Annotated in this window: 27 protein-coding genes and 1 tRNA gene; 15 read left to right on the top strand and 13 right to left on the bottom strand. The window is 61.3% G+C overall.

Features of this window, described 5'->3' with window-relative positions; translation table 11 throughout:
- Positions 1-63: 63 nt before the first annotated feature.
- Positions 64-660, top strand: coding sequence for a thymidine kinase (locus TRIHO_RS06180; RefSeq protein ID WP_068241312.1), 597 nt, complete (start codon positions 64-66; stop codon positions 658-660).
- A 106-nt stretch (positions 661-766) separates the two neighbouring features.
- Here TRIHO_RS06180 and TRIHO_RS06175 read toward each other — a convergent pair whose 3' ends face one another.
- The 5 genes from TRIHO_RS06175 to TRIHO_RS06155 all read right to left on the bottom strand — a co-directional run bounded on the left by TRIHO_RS06175 (position 767) and on the right by TRIHO_RS06155 (position 4,249).
- Positions 767-1,738, bottom strand: a complete 972-nt coding sequence (locus TRIHO_RS06175; RefSeq protein ID WP_068241310.1) for a 2-hydroxyacid dehydrogenase — start codon at positions 1,736-1,738, stop codon at positions 767-769.
- Positions 1,738-2,088 (bottom strand): tRNA-binding protein, encoded by a 351-nt coding sequence (locus tag TRIHO_RS06170; RefSeq protein WP_068241308.1) that lies wholly within the window; start codon positions 2,086-2,088, stop codon positions 1,738-1,740. The genes TRIHO_RS06175 and TRIHO_RS06170 overlap by 1 nt, the downstream gene beginning before the upstream one ends.
- On the bottom strand, positions 2,081-2,896 hold the full coding sequence (gene proC, locus TRIHO_RS06165; RefSeq protein ID WP_068241364.1) for a pyrroline-5-carboxylate reductase: 816 nt from the start codon (positions 2,894-2,896) through the stop codon (positions 2,081-2,083). The genes TRIHO_RS06170 and proC overlap by 8 nt, the downstream gene beginning before the upstream one ends.
- Positions 2,897-2,944: 48 nt before the next feature.
- Entirely contained in the window at positions 2,945-3,448 is a 504-nt protein-coding gene (locus TRIHO_RS06160) for a type III secretion system chaperone family protein (protein WP_068241306.1), read from the bottom strand.
- A 555-nt stretch (positions 3,449-4,003) separates the two neighbouring features.
- Positions 4,004-4,249 carry an accessory factor UbiK family protein gene (locus tag TRIHO_RS06155; protein ID WP_068241362.1) on the bottom strand — a complete coding sequence of 82 codons (246 nt, stop codon included), beginning with the start codon at positions 4,247-4,249 and terminating at the stop codon, positions 4,004-4,006.
- 113 nt (positions 4,250-4,362) lie between these two features.
- Between TRIHO_RS06155 and lgt the strand changes: the two genes are divergently transcribed.
- The 4 genes from lgt to TRIHO_RS06135 all read left to right on the top strand — a co-directional run bounded on the left by lgt (position 4,363) and on the right by TRIHO_RS06135 (position 8,397).
- On the top strand, positions 4,363-5,271 hold the full coding sequence (gene lgt, locus TRIHO_RS06150) for a prolipoprotein diacylglyceryl transferase (RefSeq protein WP_068241304.1): 909 nt from the start codon (positions 4,363-4,365) through the stop codon (positions 5,269-5,271).
- Positions 5,268-6,341: a class I SAM-dependent methyltransferase gene (locus tag TRIHO_RS06145; RefSeq protein WP_068241302.1), complete on the top strand. Its 1,074-nt coding sequence runs from the start codon at positions 5,268-5,270 to the stop codon at positions 6,339-6,341. Before lgt ends, TRIHO_RS06145 begins: the two co-directional genes overlap by 4 nt.
- A complete protein-coding gene (gene pgeF, locus TRIHO_RS06140) occupies positions 6,338-7,105 on the top strand; it encodes a peptidoglycan editing factor PgeF (RefSeq protein WP_068241300.1) in 768 nt (255 codons plus the stop codon). The genes TRIHO_RS06145 and pgeF overlap by 4 nt, the downstream gene beginning before the upstream one ends.
- A 524-nt stretch (positions 7,106-7,629) precedes the next feature.
- The gene (locus TRIHO_RS06135; RefSeq protein WP_068241298.1) at positions 7,630-8,397 is read left to right on the top strand and encodes a Hint domain-containing protein; all 768 of its coding nucleotides are present in this window, start codon (positions 7,630-7,632) and stop codon (positions 8,395-8,397) included.
- Here the strand turns inward: TRIHO_RS06135 and TRIHO_RS06130 are convergent, their stop codons facing one another.
- Positions 8,398-8,898, bottom strand: coding sequence for an Lrp/AsnC family transcriptional regulator (locus TRIHO_RS06130; protein ID WP_068241296.1), 501 nt, complete (start codon positions 8,896-8,898; stop codon positions 8,398-8,400). It abuts the gene before it with no gap.
- A 269-nt stretch (positions 8,899-9,167) separates the two neighbouring features.
- Between TRIHO_RS06130 and trxB the strand changes: the two genes are divergently transcribed.
- From trxB to TRIHO_RS24365, 7 genes are all read left to right on the top strand, one after another.
- Positions 9,168-10,109 (top strand): thioredoxin-disulfide reductase, encoded by a 942-nt coding sequence (trxB, locus tag TRIHO_RS06125; protein ID WP_068241294.1) that lies wholly within the window; start codon positions 9,168-9,170, stop codon positions 10,107-10,109.
- A 159-nt stretch (positions 10,110-10,268) separates the two neighbouring features.
- Positions 10,269-10,583: a hypothetical protein gene (locus tag TRIHO_RS23655; protein WP_131811179.1), complete on the top strand. Its 315-nt coding sequence runs from the start codon at positions 10,269-10,271 to the stop codon at positions 10,581-10,583.
- A 247-nt stretch (positions 10,584-10,830) separates the two neighbouring features.
- Positions 10,831-12,519: an adenylate/guanylate cyclase domain-containing protein gene (locus TRIHO_RS06120; protein ID WP_068241292.1), complete on the top strand. Its 1,689-nt coding sequence runs from the start codon at positions 10,831-10,833 to the stop codon at positions 12,517-12,519.
- A gap of 189 nt (positions 12,520-12,708) precedes the next feature.
- Positions 12,709-14,427, top strand: coding sequence for a bifunctional sulfate adenylyltransferase/adenylylsulfate kinase (locus tag TRIHO_RS06115; RefSeq protein WP_068241290.1), 1,719 nt, complete (start codon positions 12,709-12,711; stop codon positions 14,425-14,427).
- 214 nt (positions 14,428-14,641) lie between these two features.
- Complete coding sequence (locus TRIHO_RS06110) at positions 14,642-14,938, top strand: hypothetical protein (RefSeq protein ID WP_068241288.1); 297 nt, start codon at positions 14,642-14,644, stop codon at positions 14,936-14,938.
- A complete protein-coding gene (locus TRIHO_RS06105) occupies positions 14,926-16,164 on the top strand; it encodes a methyl-accepting chemotaxis protein (protein ID WP_207498641.1) in 1,239 nt (412 codons plus the stop codon). The genes TRIHO_RS06110 and TRIHO_RS06105 overlap by 13 nt, the downstream gene beginning before the upstream one ends.
- Positions 16,165-16,214: 50 nt before the next feature.
- Positions 16,215-16,505 (top strand): hypothetical protein, encoded by a 291-nt coding sequence (locus tag TRIHO_RS24365; RefSeq protein WP_332307196.1) that lies wholly within the window; start codon positions 16,215-16,217, stop codon positions 16,503-16,505.
- Positions 16,506-16,625: 120 nt separating this feature from the next.
- On the opposite strand, the gene TRIHO_RS06100 is transcribed toward TRIHO_RS24365, so the two are convergent.
- The 3 genes from TRIHO_RS06100 to TRIHO_RS06090 form a co-directional block, all read right to left on the bottom strand.
- Entirely contained in the window at positions 16,626-17,510 is an 885-nt protein-coding gene (locus TRIHO_RS06100) for a PhzF family phenazine biosynthesis protein (RefSeq protein WP_068241286.1), read from the bottom strand.
- Between the two features lie 272 nt (positions 17,511-17,782).
- The gene (locus TRIHO_RS06095) at positions 17,783-18,007 is read right to left on the bottom strand and encodes a DUF1150 family protein (protein WP_068241284.1); all 225 of its coding nucleotides are present in this window, start codon (positions 18,005-18,007) and stop codon (positions 17,783-17,785) included.
- Between the two features lie 3 nt (positions 18,008-18,010).
- Complete coding sequence (locus TRIHO_RS06090) at positions 18,011-18,424, bottom strand: Hsp20 family protein (RefSeq protein ID WP_165595892.1); 414 nt, start codon at positions 18,422-18,424, stop codon at positions 18,011-18,013.
- Positions 18,425-18,618: 194 nt separating this feature from the next.
- On the opposite strand from TRIHO_RS06090, the gene TRIHO_RS06085 reads away from it, so the two are divergent.
- The 3 genes from TRIHO_RS06085 to TRIHO_RS06075 all read left to right on the top strand — a co-directional run bounded on the left by TRIHO_RS06085 (position 18,619) and on the right by TRIHO_RS06075 (position 20,712).
- Positions 18,619-18,843: a YdcH family protein gene (locus tag TRIHO_RS06085; RefSeq protein WP_068241280.1), complete on the top strand. Its 225-nt coding sequence runs from the start codon at positions 18,619-18,621 to the stop codon at positions 18,841-18,843.
- 290 nt (positions 18,844-19,133) lie between these two features.
- Entirely contained in the window at positions 19,134-19,622 is a 489-nt protein-coding gene (purE, locus tag TRIHO_RS06080; protein WP_068241277.1) for a 5-(carboxyamino)imidazole ribonucleotide mutase, read from the top strand.
- Positions 19,615-20,712: a 5-(carboxyamino)imidazole ribonucleotide synthase gene (locus tag TRIHO_RS06075; protein WP_068241276.1), complete on the top strand. Its 1,098-nt coding sequence runs from the start codon at positions 19,615-19,617 to the stop codon at positions 20,710-20,712. The genes purE and TRIHO_RS06075 overlap by 8 nt, the downstream gene beginning before the upstream one ends.
- Positions 20,713-20,886: 174 nt before the next feature.
- Here TRIHO_RS06075 and TRIHO_RS06070 read toward each other — a convergent pair whose 3' ends face one another.
- The 4 genes from TRIHO_RS06070 to TRIHO_RS06055 form a co-directional block, all read right to left on the bottom strand.
- Positions 20,887-22,053 (bottom strand): alpha-D-ribose 1-methylphosphonate 5-triphosphate diphosphatase, encoded by a 1,167-nt coding sequence (locus TRIHO_RS06070; RefSeq protein ID WP_068241274.1) that lies wholly within the window; start codon positions 22,051-22,053, stop codon positions 20,887-20,889.
- A 3-nt stretch (positions 22,054-22,056) separates the two neighbouring features.
- Complete coding sequence (locus tag TRIHO_RS06065; RefSeq protein WP_082705048.1) at positions 22,057-22,824, bottom strand: alpha/beta fold hydrolase; 768 nt, start codon at positions 22,822-22,824, stop codon at positions 22,057-22,059.
- Positions 22,825-22,872: 48 nt separating this feature from the next.
- Complete coding sequence (locus TRIHO_RS06060) at positions 22,873-23,727, bottom strand: DMT family transporter (RefSeq protein WP_068241272.1); 855 nt, start codon at positions 23,725-23,727, stop codon at positions 22,873-22,875.
- Between the two features lie 211 nt (positions 23,728-23,938).
- Positions 23,939-24,028 (bottom strand) — tRNA-Ser (locus tag TRIHO_RS06055).
- Positions 24,029-24,216 lie beyond the last annotated feature (188 nt).

Raw genomic sequence — 24,216 nt, 5'->3', positions numbered from 1 at the left:
CCCCGTGCAGCGCGGCGCAAATTCTATCTTTTCTCGCTCCGCCGAAGCGGATAGATCAGCGCCATGGCCAAGCTCTATTTCAATTACTCCACCATGAATGCCGGTAAATCGACCGTGCTTCTGCAAGCGTCCCACAACTACCGCGAAAACAATATGCAGACCTATCTGCTTACGGCGCGGATCGACGACCGCGCGGGCACCGGGCGCATTGCCTCGCGGATTGGGATCGGCGCCGAAGCCGATGTCTTCCTGCCCGATGATGATCTGTTCGAACGCATCACCGCACGGCTGGCCGAGGGCGACGTGGCCGCGATTTTTGTCGATGAGGCGCAATTCCTCACCCGCGATCAGGTCTGGCAACTGGCCCGCGTGGTGGATGACCGCAATATTCCAGTGCTGGCCTACGGGTTGCGGGTCGATTTTCAGGGCAACCTCTTTCCAGGCTCTGCAACACTATTGGCGCTGGCCGATGAGATGCGTGAGGTCCGGACCATCTGCCAATGCGGCAAAAAGGCCACCATGGTGGTGCGGCAGGACGACCAGGGCAATGTGCTGACCGAAGGCGATCAGGTTCAGATCGGCGGCAATGAAACCTATGTCTCCCTCTGTCGCCGCCACTGGCGAGAAGCAATGGGAGACACGGGCGGGGCCACGCGCTAAGCACCCCCTACCCTCGCGCGCGCCAGCCCCGGCGGCAGAGATGCGACCGGCGCGTGTGGCCCGATCAGGCCGACCCTACCTGTTCAGGCGGGCCGGCCCACGACGGTCAGACCGGATTGGGCAACTTGCGTCCTTCAAGGCAGGCTGCCACATTGTCGAGCGCCATATGGCCCATATGACTGCGCACGTCTTCGGTGGCGGTTCCGAGATGCGGCAAGAGCGTCACTTGCTCCATGGCGCGCAGCGCCTCCGGGACGTCCGGCTCGAACTCGTAGACATCAAGTCCCGCCCCGGCGATCCGGCCGGCCTGAAGGGCTGCGATCAGAGCGGCCTCATCGACCACCTCGCCGCGCGCGATATTGACGAGATGCGCATGCGGCTGCATCGCGTCCAGAACCTGCGCGTTGATCAGGTGCCGCGTCTCGGCACCGCCAGGCACCGCAACCACCAGAATGTCCACCTCTGCCGCCAATGCGACCAGGCTTTGGGCGCGCTGCGCCGGATAGGTCGTCTCCTTGTCGCTGCGGGCAACATACGCGATCTCCATTCCGAACCCAAAATGCGCCCGCCGCGCAATGGCATCACCGATCCGACCGAGACCGATTACGCCCAGCCGCTTGCCGCTGAGGTGCAGGCCCAGCATCTGCGTTGGATGCCACCCCGCCCAGTTGCCGGACCGCACCAGCCGCTCCCCCTCGCCCGCGCGCCGCGCGCTCATCAGCATCAGGGTCAGCGCGATATCTGCTGTCGCATCGGTCACGGCACCGGGGGTATTGGTCACCTCGATCCCGGCGGCGCGGGCGGCCTCGGCATTGATGTGATTGTACCCAACACCGAAATTCGCCAACAAACGACAGCGCGGCGCTGGAACCTCTGCGAAAATCTCCGCGCTATAGGCGTCCCCGAGGGTCGCCACCACGACGTCAAAATCCTGCAGGCTGGCCACCATTTCGGCCCGGCTCATCGGCGCGGTCCGGGCGCGGATCTCAACGTTGAAGGCGGCGCGGGCACGGGCCTCTACCGCAGCGGTCATCGGGCGGGTGATCAAGACCCGGCCGGCAGCGTGCTGCGCCACCATCAATGCATCCGCCCGCCGGTCGGCACCTGTGCGGGCACAGCGCCATCCGGTCCGATCAAAACGATTTCTCCGCTCTCATCCGGCAGGCCAAGCACCAGCACCTCGGACATGAACTTGCCAATCTGGCGCGGTGGGAAATTGACCACCGCCATCACCTGTTTGCCCAGCAGAGCCTCGGGAGTGTAATGCGCCGTCACCTGGGCAGAGGTCTTTTTCTCGCCGATCTCAGCTCCGAAATCGATCCACATCTTGATCGCAGGCTTGCGCGCCTCGGGGAAAGGTTCGGAATGGGTGACGGTCCCGACCCGCACGTCAACCTTGAGGAAGTCGTCAAAGGTGATCTCAGCCATTGGACAGCTCCTTTGACCGGTCCGCGGCGGCGGCCACTGCGCGGCGCAACAGCGGCGGGAACCCTTTTTCCTCGTTCATCAGGACCTCAAGCGCAGCCTGAGTGGTTCCATTCGGGCTGGTGACATTGACCCGCAACTGCGCCGGGCTGTCGTCGGAGGACTGGGCCAGCGCCCCGGCGCCCGCAACGGTTGCCGTGGCCAGCTGCAAGGCCAGTTCGCCGGACAGGCCCTGCGCCTCGCCCGCGGCCGCGAGCGTCTCGATCAGGTGAAAAACATACGCCGGACCAGAGCCGCTGACGCCGGTGACCGCATCCATCTGCGCTTCGCTGTCCAGCCGCACGGTTTCGCCGACAGCCTGCATCAGGCCTTCGGCCTGCGCCATGTGATCGGCACTGGCGTGGGAATTCCCGATAAGCGCGGTGATTCCGCGGCCAATGGCAGCGGGCGTATTTGGCATCGCACGGATCACCGGTGTCCCGGCCCCCATCAACGCCTCGTAGGTGGCAATCGTCGTGCCCGCCGCAACAGAGATGAACAGCGTTTCGCCGCCACCATGAGACTTCAGCGACGGCAAGGCTGCGCCCATGACCTGCGGTTTGACTGCAACCAGAACGATTGCCGGACGGTCTGGTGCGGCGGCGTTGATATTTACCCCGGTCGCGCGGAGCCAGTCAGAGGGATTCGGGTCCATGACCCAGACGGCCTCACGCGGGATACCGCGTTCCAGCCAGCCGGCGAGCATAGCCGACCCCATTCTGCCGCAGCCCAATAGCACCAGCCCTCGCGCTGCGATCTGTTCCATATCCATGATGTCCCCCATCTGTTGCGGTCGTTGCCGTTCCTGATGGGGTAAGACTTAAGCCCGTCCGTAGGCCTCTGCAATGGCGACCTGCATCGCTTCGGCCGCAGGGCGTTCGCCCCAGACCATCAGCTGGATCGCCGGATAATAGCGTTCGCAGTTGCTGACGGCGGCCTGCACGATGGCATCCACCTGCTCCGGTGTCGCCATCTGCCCGCCCGAAAGAACCAGCCCATAGCGATAGAGCATCAGTTTATGCTCGGGCCAATAACTGAAGGCGCCGGCCCAGCATTGATCGTTCATCAGGTTGATCAGCTCGTAGAGCTTTTGCACCTTGGCCTCTGGCGGCTCCATCTCGAAGCTGCAAACCATCCGCAAGGTTTCGTCGTAATCCGACCAGGCGAGGGTCAGGGAATAGGTCCGCCACTGCCCCTCGACCGCCATCGCGATCTGGTCATCGGCGATGCGATCAAAATCCCAGTCGTGATACGACGCGAGGTTTTCAACGATGTCGATGGGGTGAATGTCGTCGTCCTGCAGGTGATGCTCGGAAAGTGCCATGATGCCACCTCTCTGGTCTCTAGCTTGGGGAACCGCAGATGGCCCCTATTGCTAGCTATAGGATCTAGGAACCGGGTGATTTCCCTGCCCCTATACTAAATATGGTGATCAGCTGCGCGGGTCGTGGCAACCCTTTATTTGGGGACAACTGCAATAAGTTGTGGATGAATGGAAAAACTATGCAAAATGTCGATGGTTTTGCTAGAGTGACAGGACACGGTCTCGCAGAGTCCCAGATATGGGGCCCTGTCAGGAAACCTTGATCGTGAACCTGATCCCAGAGAAGACGCGACCTGCGCCTATTGCGCGCGGACAGGATCGGTTTCACACCGCCCCCGCGCGCCGTCGGGACAAAGGCGACTCACCCCGTCCATCGCGACACAGCAATCGGGTGCCACCGGCGCGCCGAACGGCCCGGACGGCATGAGATTTACCTAACGGGAATTGAACCGGGCTGCGCGGACGCACAGCGCAACAGATACACCTCCAGCCAGACCCGCATCGCGCGCGCCAAGCCCGAAACGCCGAAGATCGCACCCGGTTGTGGGACTGCGCTTATTTCTGCGCAGCTTCCAAAGCTTCAAGACGCGCTTTGAGCGTTTCGTTTTCCTCACGGGCCTTCTGCGCCATGGCGCGGACCGCATCGAATTCCTCACGGGTGACAAAATCGCGATCCGCAAGCCAGCGGTCGATCACCCCCTTCATGGCGGTTTCGGCTTCGTCCTTGGCCCCCTGTGCCACGCCCATGGCGTTGGTCATCAGGTGTGAAATATCATCCATAAACTTGTTGCGAGTCTGCATGGCCATCTCCCATTGCATGTCTTACCTCTGTGAGGCTCGCTCCTTATATGGGCGCACAAGACACAAACGGCAAGCCGTTGACAGGCCTTGCCCCAACGAGGCACACAGACCCCATGCAGGCAGGACCGCTCCCCTTTCCCAACCTTTCGCCCGAGTTGTTCTCCATCTCTTTGTTCGGGATGGAGTTCGCGCTGCGCTGGTATGCGCTGGCCTATATCGTCGGTATCCTCATCGCCTGGGGGCTGGCGACACGGGCGCTGAGGCGGCCCGCTCTGTGGCCGGGTGGCACCCCGCCGATGCAGCCCCGGCAGGTCGAGGACCTGCTGACCTGGATCATCCTCGGGGTGATCCTCGGCGGGCGGCTGGGCTACGTTCTGTTCTACCAGCCGGGCGTCTATCTTGACGACCCGTTCCAGGTTCTGCGCATCTGGGAAGGCGGCATGGCGTTTCACGGTGGCCTGTTGGGCGTGGTCCTGGCGTCCTGGATCTATGCCCAGCGTCAAGGGATCGACAAACTGGCGATGGCGGATCTTGTGGCCCACTCGGTTGCGCCCGGTCTGCTGCTCGGCCGGCTGGCAAATTTCATCAACGCCGAGCTTTGGGGTCGCGCGACCGACCTGCCCTGGGGCGTTGCCTTTCCCACTGCGGCGGCACAGGACTGCGGACAGCCTCTGGGCGTGCTCTGCGGACGCCACCCCAGCCAGCTTTACGAGGCCGCGATGGAGGGGCTGATCCTCGGCGCACTGATCCTCTGGATGGTCTACCGCCGCCATGCCTTTCACGCGCCGGGCCGGGTTCTCGGGGTGTTCATGGCGGGCTATGGCAGCGCCCGTTTCATCGTTGAATTTTTCCGTCAGCCGGACGTGCAGTTCGTCACAGAAGGCAATCCGCTTGGTCTGGCCTGGCAGTTTGGTGGCGTTGGCCTGACCCAGGGGCAAGCGCTGTCTCTGCCGATGATCGCCATCGGGCTTTGGTTTGTGCTCCGATCCCGGCATGAGGCCGCGAAGGAGCGCCCGGCATGACCCTGAAGGATACGTTGATCCGGCGCATCTCCTTGGACGGGCCGCTCAGCCTGGCGGACTATATGTCCGAATGCCTGCTGAATCCCCAATATGGCTATTACACAACGGCGACCCCGATCGGCGCCAAGGGGGATTTCATCACCGCGCCCGAGATCAGCCAGATGTTTGGTGAATTGCTCGGGCTGGCGCTGGTGCAGGCCTGGCTCGACCAGGGGAGCCCGGACCCATTCACCCTGGCGGAGCTGGGTCCCGGGCGCGGCACCCTGATGGCCGATCTGCTGCGCGCAACGGCTGCTGTCCCCGGCTTTCATGCGGCGATGACGCTGGTCCTGATCGAGGCCTCGCCCCGCATGCGCGAACAGCAGGCGGTTGCGTTGAAACCCTACGCGCCGCGCTGGCTGCCGTCGGTCGAGGATCTGCCGCAACAGCCGTTGTTCCTTGTGGCCAACGAATTCTTTGATGCGCTGCCCATTCGCCAGTTCCAGCGCGACGGCACCGGGTGGCGAGAGCGCCGGGTCGGGCTTGACGCGGAGGGCACGGGATTGCGGCTCGGTCTGGGGGCGCAGGCCGATCAGCCCGCACTGGCGCATCGTCTGCCGGACACCAAGGACGGTGATCTGGTTGAAACCTGCGAAGCCGCCGCCGTGCTGACCGAAGCCATCGCCCAACGGATCGCCCGACATGGGGGCGCGGCTCTTCTTGTGGATTACGGCGACTGGCGGTCGCTGGGCGATACCCTGCAAGCGCTGCGGGCGCATGCCCCAACGGACCCGCTGCAGGACCCGGGCGCGGCCGACCTCACCGCGCATGTGGATTTTGAAATCCTGGCCGAGGCAGCCACCCGTGCGGGATGCGCGCATACGCGGCTTTGTCCGCAGGGGATTTTTCTGGAACGCCTCGGAATTACCGAACGTGCGCGCAGTTTGGCCGCCGCCCTCGACCCGGACCCGCTTGCACAGTTGACCGCCGCACATCGACGGTTGACGCATCCGCAGGAAATGGGAAACCTGTTCAAAGTGCTCGGCCTCTATCCGCCATCCTCCCCTCCCCCCGCAGGACTGGAACCATGACGCTTGAATTTGTCGCCTCCGATCTCCTGACCCCAATCGAACACGGGTTCTTTACCCGCAAGGGCGGGGCCTCTTCCGGCATTTTTCTCGGGCTGAACTGCGGCACCGGCTCTTCGGATCAGCGCGAGGCCGTTCTGTTGAACCGGGCTCGTGTCGCCGAAACCTTTACGGTCGCACCAGAGCAGCTGATCGGCATGCATCAGGTTCATTCTGCCGCGGTCAGCGTCGTGACTGACGTCCCGAGCCCCACCGATGAACCGCGCCCCAAGGTGGATGCGCTGGTCACCGCGACGCCGGGCCTGGTTCTTTCCGTTCTCACGGCCGATTGCCAGCCTGTGCTTTTTGCGGACCCAGAGGCGCGGGTGATCGGTGCCGCCCATGCCGGCTGGCGTGGCACGCTCGACGGCGTTCTGGAGGCCACAGTTGAGGCGATGCTGTCACTCGGCGCGCAGCGAGACCGCATCCGCGCGGTCATCGGCCCCAGCATTTCACAGCGCGCCTATGAGGTCGGCCCGGAATTCTTTGACGATTTCCTGCTCCAAGATCAGGACAACGCGCGCTTTTTTGCCCAGGGCACAGGTGATCGCATGATGTTCGACCTGCCCGCCTTTGGCCTGAGTCGCCTCCGCGCGGCAGGCCTTGCGCATTGCGAATGGACGCGCCACTGCACCTATAGTGACCCAGAGCGGTTCTACTCCTACCGACGCACCACCCATGCCAAAGAAGCCGACTACGGACGCCTGATTTCCTGCATTCGGCTCTGACCCGGTCGGCCCCAAGCTGAGGCAGGATGGACGCCGCGAATGCGGCCGGGCCGAATGAATTTCGCCACATTTGCAAGACCACAGCCCTATGCGGCTGCCTTCGGACCTCAACGGTCCGATTTTTTCGTTTATTTTACAGACGATTACAAAGGTATATTAATTTTAAAAAGTTTTCCTGAGAGCTTTCCGGTGTTTTCACTGCTCGGCCATATTCAGACCGCAATAGTCGTCAAAAACAGAATACATGAAAGCTAAGCTGTCGGGAGGGTTCCCTGCGCCAGTTGCACCGAACCGGCCGACCAGAAGACTCGTCAATCCTGCAAAATTTGTTGCAGGCCTCATCTCGCCTGCACCACAGACGCGGCGACGGTCCGGACAGGATCCCGGCATCCTGCCTTTTAGGGTGGCATGCCATGGACACCGGCCCAACGTCCCGTTTCGGGCGACGGATCGAGGAGTATCTCGCACGCGTAATCTCGGTGGGGGCCGGGACTGCGCCACGCCAATTGAGAGGGCAAGGAATAATGAGTGTACCTCAATCGTTGCAGCGCGCTGCAATGAATATTGCAGACACCAAACCGCTGTTGCGGGATCATTCTGGTGCCCGCGGCTCTGCCAAGCCGCAGCTGCGCCGATATGAGGTGTGCAGCCTGCTTTCGGGCGGTCAGGTTGCCGAAACCCGGCATATCGCCCCGGCGCTGCCTCTCTTTGAACAGGCCTTCACCGCTTTTACCCGTGGCTCGCTTGTTGAGACGGATCACGGTCCCATCGCGATCGAGGATCTGTATCCCGGCGACAGAATCCTGACCCGCAAAGGCACCTACGAGCCACTGATCTGGAAGGGCATGACGACGCTGATCCCCAGCCGCAAGGCTGCCACGGGCACGGTTCAGGCGCTCACCAGTTTCATGGCGGATGCCTTGGGCATGGAACGGCCGGCCTCCTGCGTCGTGACAGGGCCAGCGGCGCGTCTGCTGCGCACGCCCGCCCATATGCGCCACGCCGAAGGGGACAGCCCGCTGCTGACGCCGGTGCAGGAATTTCTTGATGGGATGAACATTGTCGAAACCGCGCCACCAGCCCCCATCGACATGTACCACCTCTGCCTTGCACAGCATGCGGTGATCCGCGTCGGCGGGCTTGAGCTGGAAACCTATCACCCTGGCCCCGACGCGCTGCGACTGGTGAGCTATCCGATCAAGACGCTCTTTTTGAACATGTTCCCACATGTGGAGCAGATCAGCGATTTTGGCCCGCTCGCCTTTGACCGGGCCCGGGTCATGCAGGCCTGATCAGGCGTTGCGCGCCAAACGTTCTTCCAGGACGTCAAACGGCACCCCCGGTTCATCCTTGGCACCCCGGATCACCAGCGACGTCTTGACGCTGGCCACATTTGGCGTTGTCAGAAGATCACCGGTCAGGAACCGCTGAAAGGTCGACAGGTCAGGCGCGACACATTTCAGGATGAAATCCACCTCGCCATTCAGCATGTGGCATTCCCGCACAAGCGGCCAGCCGCGGCATTTTTCCTCGAACGCAGACAGTTCCGCCTCCGCCTGACTTTCCAGACCGACCATGGCAAAGACCTGAACCTCGAATCCCAGCTCCCGGTCGTTCACATCCGCATGGTAGCCCCGGATCAACCCTGCCTCTTCCAACGCCCGCACGCGCCGCAGACAGGGCGGCGCAGATATTCCAACCCGTTTGGCCAGTTCGACATTCGTCATTCGGCCATCAGCCTGTAATTCCGACAAAATCATACGGTCAATCGGGTCAAGGCGAGTGGTGACCATTTCAGTGCCCTCTTCTCATTTTTGTAATTCTTATAGCAGCGATGCGCGATTGCGCAATATTGTTTCACAAGGCCGCAACATTCCTGTCATCAGCCCCATCAGGCGCGGCCCTCCCATTCGTTGACCTGCGCCGGAAAGGGGTGGCCGCATTGCACCCGGCGCCGCAACGAAGGGCTTTAAGCAGGCGCGCGACGCAGTTATATGCAGTCTCCGACGGCGGCAAGACCGCAAACACTCCGCAATAGACCGCAAGACGTTAGGGAAAGCACATGAGCGAAACGCGCCATACCAAGGTTCTGATCATCGGCTCCGGCCCGGCAGGCTATACCGCAGGCGTCTACGCCAGCCGGGCGATGCTGGAACCGATCCTGGTTCAGGGGATCGAACCGGGCGGTCAGCTGACCACCACCACAGAGGTGGAAAACTGGCCCGGCCACACCGAAATTCAGGGGCCGGACCTGATGGTCAACATGGAAGCCCACGCGCGCGCCATGGGCACCGAGATCATTGGCGATATCATCACCTCGCTCGACACCTCGACACGGCCGTTTGTGGCCAAAGGCGACAGTGGCAACACCTACACCGCTGATGCGGTCATTCTGGCCACCGGCGCCCGTGCCAAATGGCTGGGCCTGCCATCGGAAGAGAAATTCAAGGGCTTTGGCGTTTCCGCCTGTGCCACCTGTGACGGGTTTTTCTATCGTGGTCAGGAAATCGTGGTGATCGGTGGCGGCAATACTGCGGTGGAAGAAGCGCTGTTTCTGACCAACTTTGCCTCCAAGGTCACCCTGATCCACCGCCGGGACGAACTGCGGGCCGAAAAGATCCTGATCGACCGGCTGATGAAGAACCCCAAGATCGAGCCGCTGTGGTTTCACGAACTGGAAGAGGTGACCGGCACCGACACGCCACTCGGCGTGGAAGGCGTGCGCGTGCGTCACACCAAGACAGGTGAAATCACCGAAATCCCGGCAAAGGGCGTTTTTGTCGCCATCGGCCATGCTCCGGCGACAGAATTGGTCAAAGACGTGCTGGAAACCCACAATGGCGGCTATGTCACTGTGAAGCCTGGCTCTACCGAAACCTCCATTCCCGGCATCTTTGCGGCCGGCGATCTGACCGACCACAAATACCGACAGGCGGTGACCTCGGCCGGCATGGGCTGCATGGCCGCACTGGACGCCGAACGGTTCCTGGCGGAACAGGACTGACCCAAAAGCGCCAAGCCGGATACGACCTCAAGACTCTCGAAGGCAACTTCGGGGGTCTTTATCCTGCAAGGCCTCCGGAGTTGCCTTGGCGGCGGGGGCTTTTGTCGTCCGCCCTGCCCTGCCAGGGCGAAGCTGCGCCGAAAAACACCCAAATCAGCGATGCGGTCTCTTGCAAGACGGCCTGCGCAGGCACATTCTAAAAGAACGCAGCGTGTTCGAATTCCGCCGCGTGCGACTCATCGAAGTCATCGCCCTGATGCCGGTCAGGCAACCCTGATTTTTCTGAGGATCGATCTGCCCGGCATATCGCCGGCGCAGAATTTCAATCTGTGTGAGGTCATGATGGGAAAAGGCAATAACAAGCGTGGAAATAAGGAAGCCAAGAAGCCAAAGCAGGAAAAGCCCAAGGTGCTGGCAACAGCGAACTCTGGCGCTATGAAGCCGCTGTCTCTTGGTGAGAAGAAAAGCAAATAAAAGACAGACGGGCGAGCAGCAATGGCTCGCCCGCGCTCCCGGGCAGAGGATCCGGGCCTGGGGATCGCAGCTGTCCGCGAGATCGCGCCGAATGCCTCGGCAAGAGCCAGGCTTGGTGCGGCGCAGTGCGTCGACGTGTTCCGGGCGCGCCACTCTCCCGTGAAGATACGCGCCCGCAGCGCGAACAGGTGACAGCATCCAAGAGATCGCATACTGAACCCTGAACCGACAGGGGGTGTGACCAACCGTGGCGCAAGCACTTTGGCAAGGCAACTGGATCCAAATCAGCCGGCTCGTCTCCGGGCTTATTCTGTTCCTGTTTGCGTTTTTCCACTTCCTGAACGTGGCTGCTGGACTTGTTTCGCCAGACCTGTTGGAGGCGGTCCAAAAGGGGCGCGAAGCGATCACCGCAAATCCGCTTGGACAGCTTACTCTATTTGGCGCACTTACCACCCACATGGGGTTGGCCCTCTGGCAGGTTGCGACCCGGCGGACCCTGAGGATGAGCTTCAGCCAATGGTTCCAACTGGCGCTTGGTCTACTGATCCCGCTGCAACTTTTTCAGCATATCGTCCACACCAATTACGCCGAGCGCGTGTTCGGTGTGGAGGACGACATGTCCTCGGTCATACTCATGCTCTGGTCTTCTCCGGAAGCTTTGCAGCAGTACCTACTACTGCTCGCTGTCTGGATTCACGGCTGCATTGGTTTGCATATGTGGCTGCGGCTGACCTGGTGGTGGCGAATGACCACGCCCTATATGATCGGTGCCGCCGTGCTGGTGCCCAGTCTTGCGCTTGCGGGCTTGGTCACCGAAGGGCGGCGGATGTGGGACCTCTTTGACGACGACGGTTTCGCGGCGCAGATCATGGCCGATTACAACTGGCCAAACCCGACAGAGGCCTCCCATCTGGCAGAGGTCTCCCGCAGTGCGCTCTGGATTTTTCTGGGCCTCTTGGCAGCCGCCATCAGTCTTTATTATCTGCGACGGCTGGTCCAGCGCAGCCGCTCGGTCCGCGTCACTTACATTGACGGGCCACAGATCACAGCGGATCGTGGTCTGACCCTGCTGGAAATGTCGCAGATGCAGGGCATCCCGCACCCCTCCCTCTGCGGTGGCAAGGGCCGCTGCACCACCTGCCGGGTCGCGGTGCAGGACGGTCTGGACTTGCTGCCCGCCCCCAGTGCCGCCGAGACCCGCAGCCTCAGGGCGGTGAATGCCGCCGAAGATGTCCGCCTCGCCTGTCAAATTCGACCAACTGCGGCGCTGACGGTCAAACGGGTCTATACCCCGAAAGGGCGGCGACAGGTCCATTCAGCACAGGGCGAAGAAAAGGCCATCGCCATCCTGTTTCTGGACATTCGCGGCTTTACCGCGCGTTCTGCAGGGCTGTTGCCCTATGACGTTGTGTTTCTGCTGAACCGGTTTTTCGATGCCATCGTCCCCGAAGTCACCCGCGTCGGCGGCACCGTCGACAAATATATGGGCGATGGCATGCTGGCCTTGTTCGAAACAAGCGATCCGAAATCCTCCGCCCGCGCCGCGCTTGCCGCTGCATCGAATATCGGCGTGGCGCTGGCCCGGTTCAACCGGGTACTGGCCTCGGAAGGCGAGGACCCCGTCCGCATCGGCATGGGACTGCACGCAGGCACTGTTGTACTGGGTGAAATCGGCACCGTTGACAATGCGCCCCGCACCCTGATCGGCTCTGCCGTCAATGTCGCCAGCCGCCTGGAGGCCAAGACAAAGGAGCGCGGTGTCGAATTGCTGGTCTCGCACGAGGTTTTCCAAGCCGCCGAGATCCCCGATCCGGGAATCGAATTCGAAACCTTCGAGCTGCGCGGCGTGGATGTTCCGGTTCGCGCCCTGCCCCTGCCACGGGCATCCAGCCTCGATCCAGTGATCACCACACTGGACCCTTCCGCCATGACCTGAACCCTCCGTCTTGCCCGGGCCGCGAAAACGGGCAGTCTGTTCCACATTGAACGGTTTTGGGATAACCGTTGATCGTCCTCCGGCAATTCACGCCCAATTCTTCCTTTTTAGAATGTGCGACTAGACATTCTCCCCCGCGATGAGCTACTCCCGCGAATATCGCCGCCACGTCAGCCGAAAGAGACTTTTATGACTATGTTGAGAAATTTGGCACCCATCCCAGAACTCTTTGTATCTTATGATTCCGCCCAGAAATTAAAGGTTGAAGCCGGTGAACTGACCAGCCATGACCTGACACCCCGACAGATTTGCGACCTCGAACTGCTGATGAACGGTGGTTTCAACCCGCTCAAAGGCTTCCTGACCGAGGAAGACTACAACGGTGTCGTCGAAAACATGCGCCTCGCCGACGGCTCGCTCTGGCCGATGCCGATCACCCTTGATGTGTCCGAGGATTTCGCCTCGTCCATCGAGATTGGTCAGGACATCGCCCTGCGCGATCAAGAGGGCGTCATCCTGGCGACCATGACCGTGACCGATCGCTGGGAACCGAACAAATCGGTCGAAGCGGAAAAAGTCTTTGGCGCTGACGATGAAGCGCATCCCGCCGTGAATTACCTGCACAACCATGCGGGCAAGATCTATCTTGGTGGTCCGGTCACCGGCATTCAGCAGCCGATCCACTATGATTTCCGCGCCCGCCGCGACACCCCCAACGAATTGCGCACCTTCCTGCGCAAAATGGGCTGGCGTCGTGTGGTTGCGTTCCAGACCCGCAACCCGTTGCACCGCGCGCACCAGGAACTGACCTTCCGCGCGGCCAAGGAAGCACAGGCCAACCTGCTGATCCATCCGGTTGTCGGCATGACCAAACCGGGCGATGTGGACCACTTCACCCGCGTGCGCTGCTATGAGGCGGTTCTGGACAAATACCCGGCCGCCACCACAACGATGTCGCTGCTGCCGTTGGCGATGCGCATGGCCGGCCCGCGCGAGGCCGTCTGGCACGGATTGATCCGCAAGAACTACGGCTGCACCCACTTCATCGTTGGCCGCGACCACGCCGGCCCCGGCAAGAACTCCGCCGGCGAAGATTTCTATGGCCCCTATGATGCACAGGACCTGTTCCGCGAGCATCAAGAGGAAATGGGCATCGAGATGGTCGATTTCAAACACATGGTCTGGGTGCAGGAACGCGCCCAATACGAGGCCATTGACGAAATCAAAGACAAGGATGACATCACCATCCTGAACATCTCCGGCACCGAGCTGCGTCGGCGTCTGTCCGAAGGTCTGGAAATCCCCGAGTGGTTCTCCTTCCCCGAGGTTGTGAAGGAACTGCGCCGCACCAAGCCGCCGCGCGCTCAGCAGGGCTTCACCGTGTTCTTCACCGGCTTCTCCGGCTCCGGCAAGTCCACCATCGCCAACGCGCTGATGGTCAAGCTGATGGAAATGGGCGGTCGCCCTGTGACGCTTCTGGATGGCGATATCGTGCGTAAGAACCTCAGCTCGGAGCTGGGATTCTCGAAAGAGCACCGCGATCTCAACATCAAGCGTATCGGCTATGTTGCGTCCGAGATCACCAAGAACGGTGGCATCGCGATCTGTGCGCCGATCGCCCCCTATGCGGCGACACGCCGCCACGTGCGCGAGGAAATCGAACAGTTCGGTGCCTTCGTCGAAGTGCATGTCGCCACCTCCATCGAGGAATGCGAACGCCGGGACCGCAAAGGGCTCTACAAGCTCGCGCGTGAAGGCAAGATCAAGGAATTCACCGGCATCTCCGACCCTTATGATGTGCCGCAGAACCCTGAGCTGAGCATTGAGACCGAAAACACCGAAGTCGATAATTGCGCCCATCAGGTTCTTTTGAAACTGGAGAGCATGGGCTTGATCAGCGGGACCTGACCGGCTGACACAGCCTGCGTGATTTAGATCTGCATTTTCAACGGCTCGCCAGATTGGCGGGCCGTTTTCGTTTCAATGCCATCCTCGGCCTGATGCAGTGGCCTGTCGTGACCGACTATTGAAATCGCATCAGGGACCGCCTGAATTTCCCGATGTATCAACTGATTGCTAACGAAAGGGGCGTATGGCTTTTAAACGAGCTACAAGGAAAGCCATGTCGTACCTGATTGTTTCCCTGTCCTGCCTATCGGCCGTGTTGTTGGCCCCACTTCTGGCGCTGGCAGGGGCACCTGCGCCCATGGCAGGGGAACCGGCACTTGTTGTAGCAGCGCCCTGGTCGCGCGCCGTTGATATCGCTCGCCGCGCTGCGGTTTCAGAGATGATCACGGCCGAGGCCCCTATGGGGGTCTTGGTGATCCCCGAGGATGCGGAGGATATTCACCGCCTCTTCGACATGGGTGCCTGGTTCGTTATCGATGGAAAAAGGATCGCAGAACTATGCGCCGTTTGACCCGCTCCCTTCCCAAGCTCTCGTTGCCAAGGTTTATTTACTCGGGGCGGTTCATCCAGCAAGCAACCAGCTGGCTCCTCGTCCCCTTGCCAGCCATTGCCGCCTTTATGGTTGCCGAAGACAATAACGCCTGGTGGGTTTTCGGCCTGATCAGCGCCGCGCTTGGTGCACTCGGCTATGTCGCGACGCGCCTAGACAAAAGCGCGCATGACTATCTGCTCAGCGCATGTCTGGTCGGTCATTGTATCGTCCTGACCTCCTCGATGAGCGGTCACGCTTGGCAGATCGACACCCATATGCTGTTTTTCGCGGTTCTGGCGATCGTTTCAACCCTGGCGAACGTCAAGGCCTTGTTGCTGGCGACGGTCCTGGTCGCGCTGCACCACGTATCCTTTAGCGTCCTGTTGCCGTCTCTGGTCTACCCGTCGGGGGGCATTCTGGCCAATATCGAACGCACCGTTGTCCACGCGCTGATTGTTGTTCTGGAAAGCAGTGTTCTCCTGCTCAGCCTGGCTAAAAAGGCGGCGGCCGACCTGGCCCTGGTTCAGAAACAAACAGAAGCGGAAGAACAGGCTGAACGGGCCGAACGCGCCACGGCCGAGGCCGAACAGCGACAGGCGGATGCCAATGAAGTTGTCGAAATCCTCAGTCGCCGACTTGGCGATCTGGCGGACGGCAAGCTGGACTGCCACATCACCGAAACCCTTGCCGACGAATACCAGGTCCTGCACACGAATTTCAATGTCGCCGTGGATAAAATGGCCGACACATTGGCCCGCGTTCACGAAAAGACCCATACGCTGATCACAGGCGCCGCCGAAATCAACCGCGCCGCCAGCGACCTGTCTGAACGCACCGAAGGACAGGCCGCAACGCTGGAGCAAACCGCCGCCGCGCTGGAAGAAATGACAATCTCGGTCAAATCCGCCGCCAGTGGCGCGCGCGAAGTCGAGGACGCGATGAACAGCGCCCGGATCGAAACCGACAGTTGCAGCGCCACAGTCAAGACCGCCGTTGCCGCAATGAACAAGATCGAGGCCTCTTCGTCCCAGATCGGCCAGATTATCTCTGTCATTGATGACATCGCTTTTCAGACCAACCTACTCGCCCTGAACGCAGGGGTGGAGGCGGCGCGGGCGGGCGAAGCCGGGCGTGGATTTGCGGTTGTGGCCGCTGAAGTGCAAGCCCTCGCTCAACGGTCGGCGGATTCCGCCACCAAAAAATAAAGACGTTGATTTCCGAAAGCTCGAACCACGTCGGCGAAGGTGTCAAGCTGGTGGACCAAGCTGGCGACTCCATCGCGAATATTGCAGCCCGGGTGAACCAGATTTCAGAATCGATTTCCGGCATCGCAAATGGCGCCGCGGAACAATCGACAGGCATTGGTGAAATCAACATAGCGGTGGCACAGCTGGACCAGATGACCCAACAAAACGCAGCAATGGTTGAAGAGACAACCGCTGCCGGACAGGTGCTTGATGATGAGGCGCGCCAATTGGGGAGCCTGGTGGCACGGTTCACTTTCCAATCCGAGGCCCCGCCGATGCAGGTTCGTGACGTGGCCTGACCGCACTCAACGTCACGGTCGGTGGCGACAAGATGTGCTCCGCAAACGCGCCGACGAAATGCGCGCTCAAGACCCTGTCGTCATTGATCGCCTTGCTGCGACACACGCCACCGATCCCCGCTAGACCTGATCGGGCAGGTCTACGGATCCCCGCATCAGAACGGTTCCTTGCCCCCCGACCCGCACCCCGGTCGGGGCGTCAGGACGGCCCAACCGCGTGACCACCGCCTGACCGGGACGCCCCATCAAATGCCCTTGTTCAGCAATGAACTCAGTCTTTTCCATAAAGCCGTGCCGCCAGAGGTAAGCCGCCATCGCGCCCGTGGCCGATCCGGTGAAAGGATCCTCGGCCGGGCTGGGCGGCAACAGAAGCAGGCGCGAAAACGTGTCTCCCGCAGGCGTGTAGCCCTCTAGCGTGACCAGAAACGGCTCCATCATATCATCCCCGTCCGACCCGAGGACCTTGCCAAGCGCCCCCATTGCCGCCGCATTGAGTGTGGCCGCCTTTAGGGATGCATGATCCTTCAATAGGGTGATACAGAACGGCAAACCGGTGGAAACCAGCTGCGGTTTGCCAATGATCTGGTCAACGGGCAGGTTGATCGCCGCGGCCACCAGCTCTGGCGCGGGCTGCACGCCAAAGGTTGGCGCCACCTGCTGCATGACGATTCTGTCTCCGACCAGATCCACCGGCACCAGACCCGCCCCGGTCTCCAGCACGATCCGGTCACCCGAAATCATGCCCCGATCCCGCATCGCCGCCACGGTTGCAATCGTCGGGTGGCCTGCAAAAGGGATCTCGCGGCTGGCGAGAAAGTAACGCACGCGGACGTCGGCAATGTCCGACGGACCGGTAAAGGTGCACTCGACCAGGGATGTCTCGCGCACGTAGGCGCAGGCAACCGTCTCGGGCAGGACCGCGCCGCCATGGACCACCGCGCAGCCATTGCCGCCAAAGGGGCGGTCGCTAAACGCATCCACCCAATCGAATTGGAATTGCGCCATCTCGTTCTCCCTGTTTGTGCTCTCGCTGCTCCGGTGGCCGGATCGCCGCAAGGCAACCATCTGCACCCTGCCGCCTCAAGCCCGGAGCGTTGTGCCGATACAAAATTCTCTGCAAAGACAAATGGCTCCGGGTCGGCCCCGCACGCATCAAAAAAAACCCGCTCCGCCAACCGGAACGGGGTCTTTATGACATTGAATGGCGCATTGGACGCTGCAGCAGTCTGGAACAGCTCAAAACGCGAGGGACCAGACCGCTGCGGCGCAAACCGGATTTAGTGCACGGCGACGGGTGCGTAGTCGTGTTGACGCGCCAGAACGAAAGCCATGTTTCGATCGGCAACCAGAGCCAACTGTTCCCCGGCTTCGTCATGCACCGCATAAAGTTGTTTGTGACCCGGCACAGTGGCCTGAACCGTTTCGGGCAGATCGGCTACGTCCACGGTTTTCACATAAACGGTACGACCGCCGGTCTCTGCGATGTTCACTGGTGTCTGCATGATTTACCCCTTTCTGATGTTTATTGTCTGGACGACAGTTTCCGGTCGCGACCGCGTGAGATCCACATGCAGTAGCCCGTTTTCCATCACCGCTTCGCCGACTTCGACGCCATCTGCCAGCACAAACATGCGCTGGAATTGACGGGCAGCAATCCCCCGATGCAGAAAAATCCGCCCATCGGACTCGTCACTCTGGCGACCCCGAATCACCAATTGCCGATCCTCGACCGTGATCGCCAGATCCCGCTCCGCAAACCCGGCCACGGCCAGGGTAATGCGATAGGAATCCTCGGAAGTCTGTTCAATATTATAGGGAGGATAGCCCTCATTACCGGATTTGGCAGAGCGTTCCAGAAGTCGTTCCAGCTGCTCAAAGCCCAGCATATGCGGGTATGCACCCAAGGTAAGTTTCGACACTGTTTTCTCGTCCTTAATTCGAAAGCGACGGTTTCTTTCGGTCCCAATCTGGCAACCGATATGGTATAGAATATGGGATGTTCCTGCCGTTTCACAAGTCCAAGCTTCTGTATTCCCGCAAAGGTACCTCTGGTACCGAGGTCTGACAGAGCCTAATGTGCCTACTGTTTCACTGTCCTTAACAAGAGTCGCAAATGAACGAGCGGTCCGATCTGTCAATGGCTACCGAAGATGTGCTTCGGGTAGAGCTGGAAGTCTTTCGTCGCGAACACCGCGATCTGGACGAGGCGATTGACGCGCTGGAAGAGAGGGGCACCGCAGATCCATTGACGATCCGTCGCCTCAAAAAGCAGAAACTGAACCTGAAGGACAAGATTTCACTGATCGAAGACCGACTGTTGCCGGATATTATCGCCTGAGTGAGACCCGTTCGAACGCCCGGGTGTCGCCCGAATGAACGTCGGCATGCAACCCCGGCCGGGAGGGCTCCCAGCCGGGACGAGGCTGGCGCGGAGCAGCAAGACGCCGCTCCTCCCTGGAGTCGGTCGAATGCCAGTACAGGCGCAGGCGCTGCGGGGTGCCGCATCGGATCCCTTTGGTTTTCTTCTGCCAACTGGCCCCTGCAACAATGCCGAAACACCCGTTGCAGCGCATTGCCATTTCAGCCATTTTGGCTAAGGTGCGCGCTCCTTCCACAGAGAGGCGAGATATGGCCGAGATCAAAGTAGGGATCATCATGGGGAGCCAGTCCGACTGGCCCACGATGAAAGAAGCCGCCACGATTCTGGACGAACTGGGCGTCGTTTACGAGACACGCATCGTCTCCGCCCACCGCACGCCAGACCGGCTATGGGACTACGGAAAGACCGCAGCCGACCGTGGCCTGCATGTGATTATCGCCGGGGCCGGCGGGGCGGCGCATCTGCCTGGCATGATGGCCTCGAAAACCCGTGTGCCCGTCGTCGGTGTCCCGGTGCAGACCCGCGCGCTTTCTGGTGTCGACAGCCTCTATTCCATCGTCCAGATGCCCAAGGGGTTCCCGGTGGCCACCATGGCGATCGGCGCCGCCGGGGCTGCCAACGCAGGCCTGATGGCCGCGGGGATCCTCGCGGTGAGTGACCCTGCCCTCGCCGCGCGTCTGGATGCCTGGCGCACGGCCCTTGCCGCTTCCATCCCCGAGGAACCAACCGATGACTGATCCCGCCCAAATCCTAGAACCCGGTGCCAGAATTGGCATTCTCGGCGGTGGCCAACTGGGTCGCATGCTCTCCGTGGCGGCCGCGCGCCTGGGGTTCACCACCCATATCTTTGACCCGTCATCCGCGCCCCCAGCGGGCCATGTCGCGGATCGGGTGACCACGGCAGGCTTTGAAGATGAGGCCGCGCTGCGCGCCTTTGCCGAGACCGTGGATGTCATCACCTACGAGTTTGAGAATATCCCAACCGCAGCGCTGGACATTCTTGAGGAGCTGAAACCCATCCGCCCCGGTCGCGAGGCGTTGCGGGTGTCGCAGGATCGGTTGACGGAAAAGACGTTTCTTCAGGATCTTGGACTGGCCACCGCCCCCTTTGCAGAGGTGGCAGACGCCGCAGAGCTGGACGCCGCGCTGGAACATGTCGGCACACCGTCAATCCTCAAGACACGGCGCTTTGGGTATGACGGCAAGGGTCAGGTGCGCCTGATGGACCCGTCCGAGGCGCCGGCGGCGCTGGCCGCCATGCAGGGCGCGCCCGCCATTCTCGAAGGTTTTGTGCCCTTCAGCCACGAGGTCTCGGTGATTGCTGCCCGCAGTCTGAACGGCAAGGTCGCCTGCTACGACCCGGCCGAGAACGTGCATCTTGAAGGGGTGCTCAGCACCTCGACGGTGCCTGCAAACCTCAGCACGGGGCAGAGTATGGACGCGGTGCTGATGGCCGGCAAGATCCTGAACGCACTGGATTACGTTGGCGTTCTGGGGGTGGAGATCTTTGTCACCGGTCATGGGCTCGTGGTCAATGAGATCGCGCCACGGGTGCATAACTCCGGCCACTGGACGCAAGAGGGTTGCACCATCGATCAATTCGAGCAGCACATCCGGGCCATCGCAGGGTGGACCATCGGAAACGGTGCGCGCTATGCGGATGTGGTCATGGAGAACCTGATTGGTGACGATGTGGACCGCATTGCCGACCTTGCCAAAGAACCGGACTGCGCCATCCACCTTTACGGAAAGACGGAGGCAAAACCCGGTCGCAAGATGGGCCATGTCAATCGCGTGATCCGGTCCGAAGGGCGCGACGGCTGGTAGGCCCACGATCGGTGATCGCGCCCGTTTCGGGCGGGGGTCACCGCGCCGCAAGGAGGGCCCATTGGGCCTGACGCGCGGCGGGCCCCCTTCGCAGCCTGCGGCAACGGCCTCTGCGGGCTTGCTGACTGACCTCAGGGATTTTCTTTCAGCGTTCAACGCGACTTTTCCAACGGGTCAGGCCAGGAACCGTGCTGCAATATCACCGCTCATATAGCTGACGCGGCCACCGGATATGGTTGCCGCGACATGATCCTGTTCATCCAGGATCACCAGATCCGCGCGCTGTCCGGGGCCAAGGTCGCCGCGATCCGCAAGGCCAAGGACCCGCGCCGGTCCGGTCGACAACAGCGCCCAGGCAGTCTCCGGGGACAGAACACCGGATTTCTCCAACAGCAGCGCCGCACGACGCGGACTGGGGTAGTGGTAATCTGACGCCAACGCATCACAAAACCCCATCGTGATCAATTCCAGAGCCGAGGCATTGCCCTTGTGACTGCCTCCGCGCACCACGTTGGGGGACCCGAGTATAATGTGGTCACCGCCCGCGCGCGCCGCCTCTGCCGCCTCCACCGTTTCAGGAAATTCTGCGATTCGGGCACCTCGGGTCCTCCAGGCGGCACGATCCTCTTGGCTCTGATCGTCATGGCTGCCAAAAAGGACACCATCCTCCCGCAAGCGCGCACAAAGACCATCCAATGCGGCGGGGACCTCGTCGCGGCGCCCATGCAGCGCCAGGAGCATTTCAAAATGCGCGTCCGGGTTGCGCCCCGCTTTCAAGGCCTGCCCTGTCAGGCGCGGCGGCTTCTTTCCCAAAGCCAGCCGGTCATGCGGCAAATGATCGTTGAAGACCACATAGGGAATGCCCCATTGGGCGATCAGCTCCGGCAAGGCGTCATATGTGTCGAGCATATGAACCTCAAACCGCAATTGCGGGATCAGATCGGTGACCAGCTGGTCGCGCACCTGGCTGAGGCCTGCAAACACCTCGGCGGCGAATTCGGGCCCACGCAGCCCCCCCTCCCAAGAGAGGAATTGGGCCAACACGCCGGTCGTGATACCGTTGGCGGCCAGTTCCGCCTCTGTGGCGCGAATGCCTTCGCCCATCTGCTTCATGGCACCACGCCGCGGTGCAACGTGCCGTTCAAAGCCATCCCCGTGCAAATCAATAATGCCGGGTCGGATGCGATAGCCGCGCAAATCAATCTCACGCGTCTTGCCCGCAGGCGCGCCCTCTGCGACACGCCCGTCGGCGATCGTCAGCGCCCCGTCCCGCTCGATCCCGGTCGGGTGCAGGACATCCGCCGCCACCAGCCGCAGCGTCACATGTCCGGTCACTGCCATTTTCTAGTCCTCTCCATTCAACCCGCCATCCCAGTTCTGCCCCAATACGCCGTCGAGCCACCCAAGCGAGGGCTCAAACCGACCCGTCTTGAGGAACTGCGCGACCTGCGCAATCACCCGTGGATTGTTCATCATATATGTGTGGGTCACCGGTAGGATCAGCTGCGCCGACATGCCGGCAACCGCAGTGCTCTCCACCGAAACCTTGCTATCGTCAGGGCCTGGAATCATCGCCGAGAACATCGGGTTCAGCGACTGGTTGCCCGCGATCACCCCCACAGGATAGTCCACAGGCGGCAGGCGGTTGGGCAGGCTCGTCGGGCCGGTCCCCAGCTCCTGACCGGCCGGGCCGTGCAAAAGGTCGAAGACCGCCCAGTCGCCCATTTCGTCAACCAGCTCGCTGCCTTTGTTCGGAGGGGCGAGCATCACCACACGCCCCAAGGTGACCGGACGCGTGTGCGAAAGCCAATAGCGCACAAGGATCCCCCCCATTGAATGGGTGACCAGATGCACCGGAGTGGTGTCGTGACAGGCGTCAAAGGCACGCGGCAGAACCGCATCAGCGAGCCGCTCAACCGTGTGTTCTGTCGAGGGGTACCCGGGACGAACGACCACGTAGCCGCGCGCGGTCAGCGCCTCTTCCATCACCAGAAACGATGCCTCGGTTCGCGCCAGACCATGCAACAGAATGACACAGCCGTCCTCCGCCAGCGCCGGGCGGGCAAATGCACTGGAGCATAGGAAAACAAACGATAGGACGATTTTTTTCATGCGCCCTGACATAGGCTCAGAAACCAATGAGGAAAAGCCCTCGTTCTGTCAGCTGCCGCTCGATGCCTGCGGCGGACAGAAGATCACCAGCGCAATTCCGCCCAACACGATCGCAGAGCCAAAGATCAAGCGGCCGCCAATCGCCTCGCCCAGCAGCAGGGCGCCGGCGAGGATGGCAATGACGGGCACGCTCAATTGCACCGTGGCCGCGACCGGGCCGGAGATCTGTGGCAAGACGCGATACCAGAGCGCATAGCCAAGCCCAGAGGTCAGCGCCCCCGACACCATGGCCAATACCACCCCGAATGGCTGGATCACATTGCCGCCACCGAACCACCAGACCGCCGGCAGGATCATCACCGTTGCAAGCGCGAAATTCACCGCGCTCGCTGCAACCGGTGCCTGCGCGCCACGGCCGATCAGGCTGTAGATCCCCCAACCAAGCCCCCCTGCTCCCATGCAGAACACCGCCCAGAGCGGGGCTTCGACCTGACCACCCGGCCAGACCACATAGCCCAGCCCCAAAAGCGCTGCCGCAGCCCCGGCAATTTGCAATGGTGCAACGGGATGTCGGCAGACAATTCCCCACCCAAACATCGACACTTGAACCACACCAAACAGCACCAAGGCCCCAAGCCCCGCGTCCAGCGCAACATATGCCACTGAAAATCCGACGATATAGAGTGTCAGCGCCGCTCCGCCGGCAAGCGACCGCCGCCGCCCCTCTGTCGGACGTCCGCCCTGCAGAACGCATAAAAACGCCAGCATCGCCGCCCCCGAGGCCAGGCGCACGACCCCAAACCCGGTTGCGTCCATATGACCGCCCCCAATCGCCCATCGTCCCAGGATTGAATTTGCGGCAAACGCGATCATGACAAGAATTGTGAGGAAAATCAGCCGCATGTCCGGGCTCCTGATAGGTAACGAAAGAGCCAGCGCGGCTGGCCGCACCCAGCCTGTCCCTGACCTCTTTGTCAAGCTGTCCATCGACGACGTGCACGGCTAATCCCCGGGACACAAAGCAAGCGCGCAGAACCCACATCAGGGCTGACGTGACAAACCGCAGCGCGGTCTTTGGCACGAGCAACCTGAAACATACAACAAACTGGGGTTATGGCGGAGAGACAGGGATTCGAACCCTGGAGACGGTCTCCCGCCTACACACTTTCCAGGCGTGCGCCTTCGACCACTCGGCCACCTCTCCGTGAGGCGCATATCTGATGTATTGGGGCGGGAAATGCAATAGCCAATCCCAGAAAAAATTCAGTTTTTTTCTGCACCGGCGTTCTTCGGGTAAACATCTGTGAACATGAGCTTAATTGCCATCACGAGAGCCGCCCACCGGCCTCTGATTTGCGCGGCGCCTTCCGCACGCGGGAATAAAATCCCGCG

Source organism: Tritonibacter horizontis, assembly GCF_001518015.1.
Taxonomy (GTDB): domain Bacteria; phylum Pseudomonadota; class Alphaproteobacteria; order Rhodobacterales; family Rhodobacteraceae; genus Epibacterium; species Epibacterium horizontis.
This window is presented reverse-complemented; position numbering and strand designations above follow the sequence as displayed.